This is a genomic window from Flavobacterium ranwuense (assembly GCF_004349315.1).
Taxonomy (GTDB): Bacteria; Bacteroidota; Bacteroidia; order Flavobacteriales; family Flavobacteriaceae; genus Flavobacterium; species Flavobacterium ranwuense.
In genome coordinates this window covers 14,453-29,982 of record NZ_SMLH01000011.1, presented here as the reverse complement: position 1 = coordinate 29,982, position 15,530 = coordinate 14,453, and the positions used below count along the sequence as shown (strand labels likewise).

The window sequence follows — 15,530 nt, the reverse complement described above, 5'->3', positions numbered from 1 at the left end:
TAGTATCTTAAATGGTTTCATATAATACAAAAGACTGGTTCACCTTTATTTTTCGTTTTCATAAAGCGGATACCTTTAGAACATTAATGCCAATAATGCTTGCCATCGGTGCTTATTCAGGGATTGTAGGCTATTTGGAAGTTGAATATTGGGAATTAGCTGACAACAGTTATGTAAAAAACATTACGATCATGCACGGGATGTTAGGTTTCGTGATTTCATTACTACTTGTTTTCAGGACTAATACTGCCTATGACCGTTGGTGGGAAGGAAGAAAATTGTGGGGTTCTTTAGTGAATAACAGCCGTAATTTTTCGATAAAATTATCCGCTATGTTGCATGAAGAAAAAGACCGTAAATATTTCCGGAAAATGATTCCTGGTTATGCTTCTATTTTACATAAACACTTAAATGATACTGATACCGGCAAACAATTGTTTGAAGATGTAGATTTAGAAATCGACCATCACAAGCACAAACCCAATCAGGTGGCAAAAATGTTGTTTCAGAAGATTAATGATTTGTACGATTCCAAAAAAATAACCGGAGATCAACTGATTATTTTAAACGAAGAAGTGAAATCGTTTACTGATATTTGCGGTGCTTGTGAACGAATCAAAAACACACCTATTCCCTACTCCTACAGTGCTTTTCTAAAAAAATTCATCTTCTTTTATGTGATGACTTTACCTTTTGGATATTCTTTTAGTTTGGGTTACTATGTTGTCCCGGTTGTGGTATTTATTTTTTATGTTTTGGCGAGTTTAGAATTAATTGCCGAGGAAATTGAAGACCCTTTTGGAAACGATGCAAATGATTTGCCGACTCAAAAAATTGCTGAAAACATCAAAAAACATGTCGAAGAATTAATTTAAAAGAACGCAGAAAAATAGAATAAGGTTTTAAAACTTTGTTCCCTACTAACTTTGAACCTCAAGAAACATTGATTATATTTGCAATCTCATTAAAATTGACAGATGAAAATATCTTACAACTGGTTAAAACAATTCATTAAAATAGACTGGAAATCCGAAGAAACGGCAGCTTTACTAACTAATTTAGGTCTGGAAGTAGAAATCGTTGACAAATACCAATCGGTAAAAGGCGGATTAGAAGGCATTGTTGTAGGACATGTTCTTACGTGTATCCAACATCCGGATGCCGACAGACTAAAAATAACTACCGTAGACTTAGGTAATGGCATTCCTGTTCAGATTGTTTGCGGCGCCAGCAATGTTGCTGCGGGACAAAAAGTACCAGTTGCAACAATCGGAACTATATTATATGATGCAACAGGAGTTGCTTTTTCGATCAAAAAAGGAAAAATACGCGGACAGGAAAGTCACGGAATGATTTGTGCCGAAGATGAATTGGGTCTTGGTGAAAGCCACGACGGAATTATGATACTCGACGATGCATTACTACCCGGAACTCCTGCTGCAACCGTTTTCAAAATTGAAAATGACGAAGTTTTCGAAATTGGATTAACACCCAATCGTGCTGATGCGATGAGCCATTTAGGAACTGCCCGAGATTTGAGAGCCGGAATGTTGCAAAGCGGTGTAAACGTAGAACTGATTACGCCTTCAGTGAGTAATTTCAGAGTGGATAAAAGAACTTTGAAAATTGATATTGACGTAAAAGAACCTAAACTTGCTCCCAGATATTGCGGAGTAACGATTTCTGGTATCGAAGTAAAACCTTCTCCAGATTGGTTACAGAACAGATTGAAAGCCATTGGATTAAATCCAAAAAACAATATTGTCGATGTCACCAATTACGTTTTACACGAATTAGGTCAGCCTCTTCACGCTTTTGACGCTTCAAAAATTAACGGTAAAATTGTAGTTCAAACACTTCCTAGCGGAACAAAATTTACTACACTTGACGATATAGAAAGAACCTTACACGAAGAAGATTTAATGATTTGTGACGAAAAAGGACCTTTATGTATTGCAGGGGTTTTTGGTGGAAAAAAATCAGGAGTGTCTGAAAATACCAATTCTATATTTCTAGAAAGTGCTTATTTCAATCCCGTTAGTATTCGTAAAACTGCCAAAAGGCATCAATTAAATACTGATGCTTCTTTCCGTTTTGAAAGAGGAATTGACCCAACTATTACGGAATATGCATTGAAACGTGCTGCTTTATTGATTCAAGAAGTAGCTGGCGGAGAAATAACATCGGATGTTGTTAATGTATACCCAAAGAAAATAGAAGACTTTTCTGTGTTTTTAAACTTTAGCAAAGTGGCTAAAATTATAGGTCAGGAAATACCAAAAGATACTATTAAAAAAATATTAGTTTCATTAGATATCAAAGTAAACAGCGTTTCAGATGCAGGGTTGGGATTGACTATTCCTTCTTACCGTGTTGACGTTCAGAGGGAAATAGATGTTATCGAGGAAATATTGAGAGTGTATGGATACAACAATATTAATTTCTCTAAAAAACTGAATGCTACGGTTTCTAATTCTCCAAGAAACGAAGATTATAAAATACAAAATGTGATTGCCACACAATTAAATTCTCAAGGATTTAATGAAATGATGGCGAATTCATTGACGACTGCATCTTATGTTGCCCTTTCAGAAGAATTGAATCCGGCATACAACGTGACAATGTTAAATCCGTTAAGCGCTGATTTAGCTACCATGCGCCAATCTTTATTGTTTTCCGGACTGGAAGCAATCTCTTATAATATCAATCGTAAAAATGCCGATTTGAAATTATTTGAATTTGGAAAAACGTACCATAACTATCTTGCCGGTTACGAAGAGAAAAAGCATCTGACTTTATTCCTTTCTGGGAATAGAAATCAAGAAAATTGGACCAGCGCTCAGAGACCAACTGATTTCTTTTTGTTTAAAGGATATATAAATGGGATTCTTTCTCGATTAGGCATTCAGAAAATACAAAATATACCAGTAACTTCGGATGTATTTTCTGAAGGGATTGCTATTAGTGTTGGAACCGAAATACTGGTAGAATTAGGAGTCGTTAAAAAATCAATATTGAAACATTTTGGAATCAAACAAGAAGTGTTTTTTGCTGATTTTAATTGGGCTTTAATTTTAAAATTGATTTCAACCAAAATAAAATACACTGAAATTCCTAAATATCCTGAAGTTCGCAGGGATTTAGCTTTGCTAATTGACCAAAACGTAACCTACGATAGTATTTACAATATTGCACGCCAAACAGAGAAATCACTATTGAAGGACATTAATTTATTTGATGTTTACGAAGGTAATAATCTTCCTGAAGGTAAAAAATCATACGCCTTAGGCTTTACCATTCAAGACAATTCAAAAACGTTAACTGATGCTCAAATTGATAAAATAATGAGCAAACTGCAAAATAATTTTGAAACTGAGCTTGGAGCAAGTTTAAGATAAATTTTGTTTTTATAAATTATAAAATCCAGATTCTGAAATTAGAATCTGGATTTTTTTTACAAAAGAGCCCCGCAAATTGCAGGGCTCTTTCAATCAACAAAATATCAACCTCTAATCAAAAATTATTTTTTTGGCAATACTACTGCATCAATCACGTGAATCACACCATTTGATTGGTTCACATCAGCAATTGTTACTTTAGCTTTGTTCATGTTCTCATCCGTGATATACAAATCTTTTCCTTGCATCCAAGCTGTTAAAGTTCCACCACTAACTGTTTTTAAAGTAGCTTTTCCTTTTCCCATTTTAATAGCTTTTGCTATATCAGAAGCATTCATTTTCCCAGCAACTACATGATAGGTAAGGATTGTTTGCAATGTTTTTAAGTTTTCTGGTTTTAATAATGTGGTTACAGTTCCGGCTGGCAATTTATCAAACGCTGCATTTGTAGGGGCAAAAACGGTGAATGGACCTTTGCTTTGTAAAGTTTCTACTAATCCTGCGGCTTTAACTGCTGCAACTAGCGTCGTGTGATCTTTAGAGTTAACTGCATTCTCAATAATGTTTTTAGAAGGATACATCGCTGCTCCTCCAACCATAACACTTTTTTGAGCAAAAGATGTAGCTCCAAATACTAATGCAAAAAATGCAATCGATAAAAATTTTCTAGTTTTCATAAAATCTATTTTTTAAGTTATATAAAGCATTTACGGTGTTTAATTGGGTTTGGTTTTAAAAAATGAAATTATTTTTAAATTTTAAATTTTTTGAATGCGATGAGATAGATGTAAGTTCTAACTTAGCCCCGATGGCAGCAAGTATCCTTTTTATTGTGCTATGCAAAAGTTGGTTTTGAAAATGGTTTTTCTGCACAATAACAAGATACTGCGCACAGCGGGAGGATTATGGATGGTAAATTCAACTGCTCTGCTCCTAAAAATAAAGCACAAAAAAAAGCCCCGCAAATTGCGGGGCTTTCTATATTCAAAAATCAAGAAATTATTTTTTCTCTGACTTTTCCATTTTTGCTTTTAATGCTGCTAATACATCATTGTTATCACCTAAAGTTGCAGCTGGTGCATTTGTAGATGTTGAAGCTGATGAAGTATTTTCAGTAGCTGTTTTTACATTTTTCTCTTCTTCTTCACGGAAGATAGCAGTGTGAGATGCAACTACTCTTTTGAATTCTTTGTTGAATTCGATTACTTTGAAATCAGCAGATTCTCCTTTTTTCAATTTCTTACCGTCTTCTTTTTCAAGGTGACGTGTAGGAATGAAAGCAACGATATCATCTCCGAATTCTACAGTAGCTCCTTTGTCAACGATTTCAGAAATTTCACCTGTGTGGACAGTTCCAACTGCGAAAGAATCTTCATATTGATCCCAAGGATTAGCAGTAGTTTGTTTGTGACCTAAAGATAATTTACGTCCTTCAACATCTAATTCTAATACTACTACGTCAAGTTTTTCACCAACGTTTACAAATTCAGATGGATGTTTGATTTTCTTAGTCCAAGATAAGTCAGAGATGTAAATTAATCCATCAATTCCTTCTTCTAATTCTACGAAAATTCCAAAGTTTGTAAAGTTTCTAACGATACCTGTATGTTTAGAACCTACTGGGTATTTAGCAGTGATATCAGTCCAAGGATCTTGAGACAATTGTTTGATACCTAATGACATTTTACGGTCATCTCTATCTAATGTTAAGATAACAGCTTCAACAACATCACCTACTTTTACGAAATCTTGAGCAGAACGTAAATGAGTAGACCAAGACATTTCAGAAACGTGGATTAAACCTTCAACACCTTCAGCAACTTCGATGAAAGCACCGTAATCAGCGATTACAACTACTTTACCTTTTACTTTGTCTCCAATTGCTAATTTAGCATCAAGAGCATCCCAAGGGTGAGCGTTTAATTGTTTCAATCCTAATTGTATTCTTGTTTTTTCGTCATCGAAATCAAGGATTACAACATTTAATTTTTGATCTAATTCAAGAACTTCACTTGGGTGGTTAATACGACTCCAAGAAAGGTCAGTAATGTGAATTAATCCATCAACACCACCTAAGTCAATAAACACACCATAAGAAGTAATGTTTTTAACAACACCTTCTAATACTTGTCCTTTTTGTAATTGACCGATGATTTCTTTTTTCTGGATTTCAATATCCGCTTCAATAAGCGCTTTATGAGAAACAACAACATTTTTGAATTCGTGGTTAATTTTTACCACTTTGAATTCCATCATTTTGTTTACATATACATCGTAGTCTCTAATTGGTTTAACATCAATTTGAGATCCTGGCAAGAAAGCTTCAATTCCGAAAACGTCAACGATCATACCACCTTTAGTTCTGCATTTTACAAAACCATTAACGATTTCTCCTGTTTCGTTAGCCGAAATAACTCTATCCCATGATTTGATAGTACGTGCTTTTCTGTGAGACAATACTAATTGACCTGTTTTGTCCTCACGGATGTCAATTAATACTTCAACAGTATCACCTACTTTTAATGCTGGGTTGTAACGGAATTCGTTCAATGAAATAACACCTTCCGATTTTGCGTTGATATCAACGATAACGTCTCTATCTGTAATTCTAACAACTGTACCATCAACCACTTCTTCTTGATCCGTAGCGATAAATGTTTTTGAAACTAGTTCTTCGAATTCTAATAAGTTTTTCTCATCAACAGCATCAATACCTTCTTCGAAATTGTGCCAGTTAAAATTTGCTAAAAACTCTTCTTGTGATTTTACTTGTTCAGACATGCTGATTAAAAATTTGTATTCTGTATTTTCTCGAGTTTCTTATTGTGCTAGAAAACAACAGAAGTTGTTTGTATAATTAATTGAACCCTAAAGGAAACTCTTACTCACCAAAAGGTTTGCAAAGGTAATACATCTTTATTTAACTGTCAAGTTTTTTTGTCATGAAAATCAGTAATCAAAAAATAGTAATAAATTGATAATCAGCAGCGAAGCATTTTTGCTTTTCTGTGGGTAACGTACCCGCTCTCGCCTTTATCTCTCCGTCCCGTCCCGAGGCTTCGGGATCGGGACTACGAGGATATCGACTCCATCAGGGCTAGTTAGGTTTTATAGTGATTTTTCAGCATTAAAAAACCCGATAACTCTTAAATAAAGCTATCGGGTTAAATTTATAAGAAAAAGGGTTTTAGTGATTAATTTCTCCCAAAACTTTTGGTCCAAATTTATCTTTAAAAACGAAAGGAAAAATTATAGCAAGTACTAAAGCATACGATGCAAAAGTGATCCAGATATGAAACCAGTCTTTACTTCCATCAGCCATAGTAAAATATTTTTGAATAACATAACCACTCGCAAAACTACCAATCAAGGCGCCAAAACCATTCACCATCATCATAAACATACCTTGCGCACTTCCTCTGATTTTCGAATCTGTTTGTGTTTCCACAAATAAAGAACCCGAAATATTAAAAAAGTCAAAGGCCATTCCGTACACGATACATGACATGATTATCATCCAAAGACCATCAGATGGATTTCCAAAGGCAAACAATCCAAAACGCAATACCCAAGCCAACATACTAAATAACATTACATATTTGATACCAAATTTTCTCAGGAAAAACGGAATTGCCAATATAAATAGTGTTTCTGAAACTTGAGATATCGACATTATTATAGCAGGATATCGAACCGCAATAGTATTTTTATAAGCATCAACAGTAGCAAAATCATGGATATAAGTATCTCCATACGCATTAGTCAATTGCAAAGCAGCGCCTAACAACATAGAAAAGATAAAGAAAACAGCAAATTTTCGTTGCTTAAACAATTCAAAAGCATTCAATCCTAAAGCTTGCGTAAAAGAAGCGCTTTTTTCTCCTTTACACATTGGAGGACATTTAGGAAGTGTAAAAGCATAAGCACCTAATAGTAAAGAAACTACACCTGCAATATAAAACTGGTTTGAAGAAGTTTCATTATGCGTCAAACTTACCACCCAAAGCGCCGCTATAAAACCTATTGTTCCCCATATTCTAATAGGTGGATAATCCTTTACCACATCCATTTCTTTTGCAATTAATGCATTATAAGCCACCGTTATTGATAAGGAAATTGTAGGCATATAAAAAAACATATTGACTAACATTACCCAAAAAAATGTAGTAGGATTATCAACTTGTGGCAAGCAAAACAAGGCGGCAGCACCAAAAAAATGAAGCAAACCATATAATTTTTCAGCATTTATAAATCGATCTGAAATAATTCCTGTTAAAGCTGGCATAAAAACAGAAGAAATACCCATTGTTGAAAAAATGATTCCAAACTCGGTTCCAGACCAGTGCTTATTATTAAACCAATATGCACCAATCGTAAGTAACCATGATCCCCAAATAAAAAATTGAAGGAAGTTCATCAATACCAATCTATTTTTAATTCCCATACGATGAGTTGTTTTTTATTTTTTTTAAAATTAACAGGGCGTAAATCTACTATTAAAAATGAGATCTGCAAATAATTATATCGTTTTAGCAATTTCACTTACCAATTCCAATACCAGCTCGAATTGTTCTTTACGGTTCAAATGAGAATTGTCAATTTCTATAGCATCTTCAGCCATTACCAATGGGGAATCCTTACGGTGTGTGTCGATATAATCTCGTTCTTCTACGTTTGCCAGCACTTCTTCAAACGTTACAGCATCTCCTTTTGCAACCAACTCATCGTAACGTCTTTGCGCTCTTGTGGTCGCACTGGCGGTCATGAAAATTTTAAGTTCGGCATCAGGAAAAACTACAGTTCCAATATCTCTTCCGTCCATTACAATAGCTTTGTCTTTTCCCATTTCTTTTTGCTGTTCGACTAATTTGGTACGAACTTCAGAAACTTCAGCTACTTTACTCACAAAACTGGAAACTTCAATCGTTCTGATTTCTGTTTCCACATTTGCTTCATTCAAATACATTTCGGCAAAACCCAAATCAGTATTAAATTTGAACTGCAATTTTATATTTGGCAGACTGTTAATTAATGTTTGTTTATCAAAAGAATCAGCATTTATGCAACCGTTTTGCATAGCAAATAAAGCTACGGCACGATACATCGCCCCCGTATCAACATAAATATATCCTAGATGATTCGCAAGCTGTTTGGCCAACGTACTTTTACCTGTAGATGAAAATCCGTCAATTGCGATGGTAATTTTTTTCAAAATAATGTATTTAAATTTTAATAATTAATCAAATGGTACTGCCATCAATTTAAAAGGAGAACATCATTCTTGAAAGTTGATGGTTAACCCAAAAAGGCTTGTATTTCCTGCCAATGTGTATCTGGAATATGAATAATTAAATTTCAGTTTATTCAACTTAAGTCCGAAACCTAATGAAACTCCCGAAAAATTACGCTGTTCCTGAAGACGTAATTCCTCTGCTCTTCTAAAATTATATCCCACACGCAAATTAAATGCTTTTTTTGGAAAAAGCTCTACTCCTACAATCACATGTCGCAACGCATTATTCACAAATGAAATTTTTTCCTCGGTCTCCGTTCCGTCAAATGATGATTCTGCTCGGACCGGATTCGAAAACGCAATATTCCATTGTTGCAAATTTTCTAAAGTAAGATGCCAACGAATAGGCACATTTTCTAATTCTTGTGAAACACCTGCAATGATTTCAAGTGACAGCTTTTCGTTTGTACCATTATACGTAGAAAACTGAGTTCCAATATTTCGAATAGCCAAACCCCAATTTACATCATTTTTTTCATCTATAAAAAGTGCTCCAATATCAATTGCACCGCCTAAAGAATTATAACTTTCTAAGGTAGAAGAAATCAATTTGGCACTGGCACCTAAATGAATCGTAGTATTAGGGATATTATAGGCATATCCAAAAGACAGGGCAATTTCACTTCCGGTAAATTCTGAGGTTGGCTGACCATTTTCGTCATAGCCTTCAAAATTGCCATAGTTCACATAATTTACTCCAGCCTGAAAAGTTTGCAAATGACGATCATACGTGTAGGCGTAAGAAGCCGTTCCGTAGGTTACTTCCTTAAAATAACTTCCATAATTTAAAGCCAAATGATTGTCCATTTCGGCATTTATAGTCGCTGGATTAAAATGGGCTTGATTGACGTCATCATCATAAATCGTAATCACTTTTCCTCCCAGTGCGGCTTGTCTTGGTGAAGTGACCAAGTTCAAAAACTGATAGGTATACTTACCTCCTATTTGACTGTAAGACACAGAACAAATGAAAAATAAGGAGTATAATAAAAGTTTTTTTAACATGCTTTAAATTGCAACTTATGTAAGGTAAAACGCAACTGCGAAGATAAAATTATAAATACAATAAATGACAACTTTAAAACTCCTAATTGCAAATAAAAATTCCAAATTCCAAGCACTGAAAATCAGGTTTTAGAATTTGGAATTTTATCCCGAAGCTATGGGTATGAAATTAATTTTTATTTTAAATCCTTGGCATTTTTAACTTTCTGATCGGTTAAAGCATATTTCAACACTTCGCTCATTTCCTTCACATAATGAAAAGAAAGTCCTTCCAGATATTCTGGTTTTATTTCATCAATATCGCTTTTGTTTTCGTGACACAGAATAATTTCTTTGATATTGGCTCTTTTGGCAGCCAAAATCTTTTCTTTGATTCCACCTACTGGTAAAACTTTTCCACGCAAGGTGATTTCTCCTGTCATAGCCAAGTTTTTCTTCACTCGTTTTTGTGTAAACAAGGAAACTAATGACGTCAACATAGCAATTCCTGCACTTGGACCGTCTTTTGGAGTAGCTCCTTCCGGAACGTGCAAGTGAATATTATATTTAGAAAGTATCTCTGAATCCAATCCTAAAAGTTTCGCATTGGCCTTGATGTACTCTAAAGCAATGGTTGCAGATTCTTTCATTACCGTACCTAAGTTTCCGGTAATGGTCATGGTCCCTTTTCCTGGTGAAAGTAACGATTCTATAAACAGAATGTCACCACCAACAGAAGTCCAAGCCAAACCAGTTACCACACCGGCAACATCATTGTTCTCGTATTTATCTCTTTCTAATCTTGGAACACCCAGCGTTTTTATGATATCGCCGTCAGTTACTTTTTTGTTATACTCTTCTTCCATTGCAACTGATTTAGCTGCGTTACGAATTACTTGAGCAATTTTAGCTTCTAAACCACGAACTCCCGATTCGCGAGTGTATCCCTCGACAATTTTCTCTAATTGTTTTTTTCCAATGGTCAAATCTTTAGTCGTCAAACCGTGTTCTTTCAATTGTCTTGGAAACAAATGCTGACGGGCAATTTCTACCTTTTCTTCAATCGTATAGCCTGACATTTTGATGATTTCCATTCTGTCTTTCAACGCAGGTTGAATTGCAGCCATATTATTAGATGTGGCTATAAACATGACTTTAGACAAATCATATCCCATTTCAAGGAAATTATCATAAAAAGAATTATTTTGTTCCGGATCTAAAACTTCCAGTAATGCTGATGATGGATCGCCTTGATTGCTATTTGACAACTTATCAATTTCATCTAAAACAAAAACAGGATTTGAAGTTCCGGCTTTTTTCAAACTTTGGATAATTCTTCCCGGCATGGCGCCAATGTAGGTTTTTCTATGGCCGCGAATCTCCGCTTCATCGCGTAAACCACCAAGAGAAATCCTAACATATTTTCTACCCAATGCTTCTGCTATCGATCTACCAATGGACGTTTTTCCAACTCCTGGAGGTCCTGTCAAACAAATAATTGGAGACTTCATGTCATTTCGCAATTTTAAAACTGCCAAATGCTCAATCATTCTTTTCTTAACATCTTCAAGACCAAAATGATCTCTATCCAATATTTTTTGTGCTCTTTTTAAATCGAAATTATCTTTAGAATATTCTTCCCAAGGCAATTCCAAAAACAACTCTAAATAGTTTCTTTGAATTCCAAAATCAGGCGCTTGTGGGTTCATGCGTCGCATTTTAGACAATTCTTTATCGAAATGTTTTTTTGTTTTTTCATCCCATTTCTTGGTCAAAGACTTCTGCAACATTTCCTCCATTTCCTCTTCCTGAGAAACGCCACCCAATTCCTCCTGAATGGTTTTCATTTGTTGGTGAAGAAAATATTCGCGTTGTTGTTGGTCTAAATCAAAACGAACTTTAGATTGGATATCGTTTTTCAATTCGAGTTTTTGCAACTCAATATTCATGTAACGCAATGTCTCTAAAGCTCTATCTTTCAATTCATTAATGGCCAACAAATCTTGTTTTTCTTTAACAGACAAATTCATATTAGAAGTAACAAAATTGATCAAGAAAGATTGGCTCTCAATATTTTTGATGGCAAAGGTTGCTTCGCTTGGAATATTTGGACTTTCTTTAATAATCTGAATCGCTAATTCTTTGATTGAATCCAAAATTGCTACAAATTCAGTATCGTTTTTTTTAGGTCTTTTTTCAGGAACTTCTTTAATTTTTGCTGTTATATATGGAGACTCATCAACAACAGAGTCAATTTCGAAACGTTTTTTACCTTGAAGAATTACAGTGATATTGCCATCAGGCATTTTTAGCACACGCAAAATGCGGGCTACAGTTCCAATTTTATGAATATCATCTTTGGTAGGATCTTCATCTTCTTCATTGATTTGGGCAACAACTCCAATAGTTTTACCAGCTGCATTAGCGTCATTGATCAATTTAATTGATTTATCACGACCTGCAGTAATTGGTATTACAACTCCTGGAAATAAAACCATATTTCGCAAAGGTAAAATAGCCAACAATTCAGGTAATGCCTCATTATTCATTTCCTCCTCGTCCTCGGGAGTCAAAAGTGGAATTAAATCTGCTTCCGAATCAAATTCTTGAAGTGACAGATTGTCAATAGTAAGTATTTTATGATTTGACATATATTATTTAAGTCTTTTTGTCATTAAAAATTTCATTATTTAAGCAAATATAAGGTTTCAAAGTAGTCTTTTTATATAAAATCTATCTTTAGTCCTCATTATTCGAATAACGTTAAAAGAGTCAATCTCTGTGCCAAAATATAATATTTTTATCCCATTTTTCTTTAGAAAGAGATATTTTAGACACAACAAACAATAGCCAAATAAAACAATTCAGAACACATCCAAAGAAAAAATATAGTTTAATTTTATAAAAGTGTAACAAACGTAAAAAGACCGAGTCCTTATAATAAACTAAAATCAGCTGTTTGAGTTTAACCAACTATAATATCGAAGAATTAATCTTGCTTTGCAGGCAAAAAAATCAAAAAGCACAGTATGAGGTTTACAATCGCTATGCAAAAGCGATGTATAACGTGTCCTTTCGGATTGTCAAAGATGCCCATTTTGCTGAAGATGTAATGCAGGAAGGTTTTTTAAAGGCATTCACTAAGATAAACGACTATAAACAAGAAGTGGCTTTTGGCGCTTGGTTAAAAAGAATTATCGTGAACTGTAGTATTGATTTTTACAAAAAGAACTATCAATTCAAACCGGAAGATTTTGATACAACGCTTTATAAAATTGAAGAAAATGAATCGGTTTTAACTGAAAGCTCAAATTTCAACGAATTAAAAGTAAAACAAATTTTAGAGGTCATCAACTCCCTGAAATATAATTACAGAATGGTTTTGACTCTTTTTTTTATTGAAGGCTATGACCAAGAGGAAATCAGCGAAATTCTAAATATCAGTTATGCCAATTGCAGAACTACACTGAGTAGAGCCAAAGACTGTTTAAGAAAAAAACTAGAGGAAATATGAAAAAGGAAAATAAAAAACTGGACAAATTATTTGACAAATTTGAAAATCAATGGGACATCGAGACTCTTGAAAGCAATCATGAGGAACGATTTATAAAAAAATTAAAATCTAAGAAACCGAATTGGAAACGTTTCGTTTCTATTGGTATCGCTGCTTCTATCTTAGTTATGTTAGGACTTTCAATATTCAATAATACTCCTAAAAAAACAGAAGAACTGCGATTTGCATCAAGAGAGACCAAACAAACAGATTCCATTTTTACAATTTTAATTGAAAATGAATTAGAAAAAATAAAAGAAAAAAAATCACCTGAAAATGAAAAAATAATTTCCGATGCACTCAAACAAATGAGAACATTAGATAGTGATTATGAAAAAATAATTAAGGAATTAGAAACAAATGGAGAAAGTAAGCAAATTATTTATGCGATGATCAGCAATCTTCAAACACGGATTTCTTTTTTGCAAAATGTACTGCTACACATTGAAAATAATGAAAAATTAAAAAATATCTCTGATGAAAAAACAATTTAAACTACTCCTATTATTCGTTTTAATTCCAATTTTAGGATTTCCCAATGATCCTGATTATATCCATACTAAACAAAAAACCATTAAAAAAGCCTATTTCGTAAATTCGGATGCGGGACTTTATATCGATAATTCATACGGCAATATTTCGGTAACCACTTGGGACGAAGATAAAACTGAATTGGATATTGTTATAAAAGTGAGCGGCGATAATGAAAACTGGGTGAACCAACGCATTGACGATATTGATGTTGATATAATTGCACTGAAAGGGATGATTACTGCAAAAACCATTTTGGGAAACTCCAGTTATAAGAGTAATGGCAAAAACAATAGTTTTCAAATTAATTATACGCTCAAAATTCCAAAAAATGGCAGTGTAAAACTTCATAATAAATACGGAAATATCACTACATCGGACTTATTCTCTGACGCTGAAATTAAATGCAAATACGGTAAAATAGCATTAGGAAGATTATCCGGTAACATGAGTAATATTCTAGTAGAATACTGCTCTAACTCGAGTATTTCATTTTTAAAAAATGCAACTATTACGGCAAAGTATTCGAATTTGAAAATTGGAGAAGCAACAAAACTCAATTTAGCTTCTGATTATACTGATGTAGATATTCAAGAAAGTGATGTCGTTAAATACATCAGTAAATACGGAAATATTAAAATTCAAAATGTAAAATCATTAGATGCAACCGGGAATTATTTAACCCTCAAAGTTGGTGAATTATCTAATAATTTGAAACTGTCCACAAAATACAGCAATGTAAACATTGGGACTATTAATGCTAAAGCCAATACTATTACTATTGCAGGTGCTTACACCGGATTAAACATTGGATTTGATGCTAATTATGCTTTTGATTTTAATGTAAGTGTAAAATATGCTAATTTTAAATATGACAATGAATTAGAAATAAATTCTAAAGAAGACTTACACAACTTGAAAAAATACAGTGGTTTTTACAAGAAAAAAGGAGTCAATAACGTATCTATAATTTCAGATTACGGAAATGTAGTATTAGTAAAAAAACAATAATCTTAAAGCTTTATTTATGAAAAATTCAATCAAATTATTTGTTAGTTGCACCTTATTACTAACTACAATGACTTATGCTCAATGGTCATCCAATCAAAAATTAAAAGGAAATGGTAAAGTAACTTCCGAAAAAAGAAGTACAGGTTCTTATGATGGAATTGCAATAACAGGATTTTTTGATGTCGAATTAGTTTCGGGGAAAGAAGGAAATATTACTATAAAAGGCGAAGAAAATTTATTGCCTTACATCAAAGTCGAAGTTATCGATCAAGTATTGAAAATTTCTACCGAAAAGAACAAATCTATCAGTACCAGCCAAGGAAAAAAAATTATCATAATTGTCCCTTTCGAAAGTATCAGTCAAGTTTCTTTGATAGGCTCAGGTGATGTGATAACTAAAAACAGTATAAAATCGAAATCATTTTCAGCTAAACTAACGGGCTCAGGCGATATGAATTTAAATGTTGAAGCTAATGACTTTGATGTAAACTTAAGTGGTTCAGGAGATATTGTTCTAGCTGGAAAATCTGAAAATTTCAATAGTAATTTAAATGGTTCCGGTGATATTGATGCGGGTGATTTGAAAGCTAAAAACGCAAAGATTACCGTTTCTGGTTCGGGTGACAGTAAAGTTTTCTGCAGTGAAAGCCTTCATGCCAGAGTTTCTGGTTCAGGTGATATTGAATACACTGGAGATCCAAAGAAAAAAGATACGAAAGTGAATGGCTCAGGAGCTATATCGAGAGCCTAATTTTCAAAA

At 33.8% G+C, this 15,530-nt stretch carries 12 protein-coding genes; 6 read left to right on the top strand and 6 right to left on the bottom strand.

From position 1 onward, the window contains the following. Nucleotides 1–11: 11 nt before the first annotated feature. Together E0I61_RS14895 and pheT are read left to right on the top strand one after the other, a co-directional pair. Nucleotides 12–875 carry a bestrophin family protein gene (locus tag E0I61_RS14895; protein WP_132072398.1) on the top strand — a complete coding sequence of 288 codons (864 nt, stop codon included), beginning with the start codon at nt 12–14 and terminating at the stop codon, nt 873–875. A 102-nt stretch (nt 876–977) separates the two neighbouring features. Continuing rightward, nucleotides 978–3,398, top strand: coding sequence for a phenylalanine--tRNA ligase subunit beta (gene pheT / locus E0I61_RS14890; RefSeq protein WP_132072396.1), 2,421 nt, complete (start codon nt 978–980; stop codon nt 3,396–3,398). 122 nt (nt 3,399–3,520) lie between these two features. Here pheT and E0I61_RS14885 read toward each other — a convergent pair whose 3' ends face one another. The 6 genes from E0I61_RS14885 to lon form a co-directional block, all read right to left on the bottom strand. Then, entirely contained in the window at nt 3,521–4,075 is a 555-nt protein-coding gene (locus E0I61_RS14885) for a fasciclin domain-containing protein (RefSeq protein WP_132072394.1), read from the bottom strand. Nucleotides 4,076–4,397: 322 nt separating this feature from the next. Next, the gene (gene rpsA / locus E0I61_RS14880) at nt 4,398–6,179 is read right to left on the bottom strand and encodes a 30S ribosomal protein S1 (protein WP_132072392.1); all 1,782 of its coding nucleotides are present in this window, start codon (nt 6,177–6,179) and stop codon (nt 4,398–4,400) included. 406 nt (nt 6,180–6,585) lie between these two features. Then, nucleotides 6,586–7,842: a nucleoside permease gene (locus E0I61_RS14875; RefSeq protein WP_132072390.1), complete on the bottom strand. Its 1,257-nt coding sequence runs from the start codon at nt 7,840–7,842 to the stop codon at nt 6,586–6,588. Between the two features lie 75 nt (nt 7,843–7,917). Continuing rightward, a complete protein-coding gene (cmk, locus tag E0I61_RS14870; protein ID WP_131997473.1) occupies nt 7,918–8,610 on the bottom strand; it encodes a (d)CMP kinase in 693 nt (230 codons plus the stop codon). 63 nt (nt 8,611–8,673) lie between these two features. Further along, nucleotides 8,674–9,696: a type IX secretion system protein PorQ gene (gene porQ, locus E0I61_RS14865; RefSeq protein ID WP_132072388.1), complete on the bottom strand. Its 1,023-nt coding sequence runs from the start codon at nt 9,694–9,696 to the stop codon at nt 8,674–8,676. A 176-nt stretch (nt 9,697–9,872) separates the two neighbouring features. Next, entirely contained in the window at nt 9,873–12,326 is a 2,454-nt protein-coding gene (gene lon, locus E0I61_RS14860; protein ID WP_132072386.1) for an endopeptidase La, read from the bottom strand. Nucleotides 12,327–12,634: 308 nt separating this feature from the next. Between lon and E0I61_RS14855 the strand changes: the two genes are divergently transcribed. Genes E0I61_RS14855 through E0I61_RS14840 form a run of 4 tightly spaced genes read left to right on the top strand, consistent with a single transcriptional unit; the run spans nt 12,635 to nt 15,521 of the window. Next, nucleotides 12,635–13,189 carry an RNA polymerase sigma factor gene (locus E0I61_RS14855; protein ID WP_132072385.1) on the top strand — a complete coding sequence of 185 codons (555 nt, stop codon included), beginning with the start codon at nt 12,635–12,637 and terminating at the stop codon, nt 13,187–13,189. After that, nucleotides 13,186–13,722, top strand: coding sequence for an anti-sigma factor (locus E0I61_RS14850; RefSeq protein ID WP_131997485.1), 537 nt, complete (start codon nt 13,186–13,188; stop codon nt 13,720–13,722). Before E0I61_RS14855 ends, E0I61_RS14850 begins: the two co-directional genes overlap by 4 nt. Next, a complete protein-coding gene (locus E0I61_RS14845; RefSeq protein WP_132072383.1) occupies nt 13,706–14,770 on the top strand; it encodes a hypothetical protein in 1,065 nt (354 codons plus the stop codon). Before E0I61_RS14850 ends, E0I61_RS14845 begins: the two co-directional genes overlap by 17 nt. 16 nt (nt 14,771–14,786) lie before the next feature. After that, complete coding sequence (locus E0I61_RS14840; protein WP_132072381.1) at nt 14,787–15,521, top strand: head GIN domain-containing protein; 735 nt, start codon at nt 14,787–14,789, stop codon at nt 15,519–15,521. Nucleotides 15,522–15,530 lie beyond the last annotated feature (9 nt).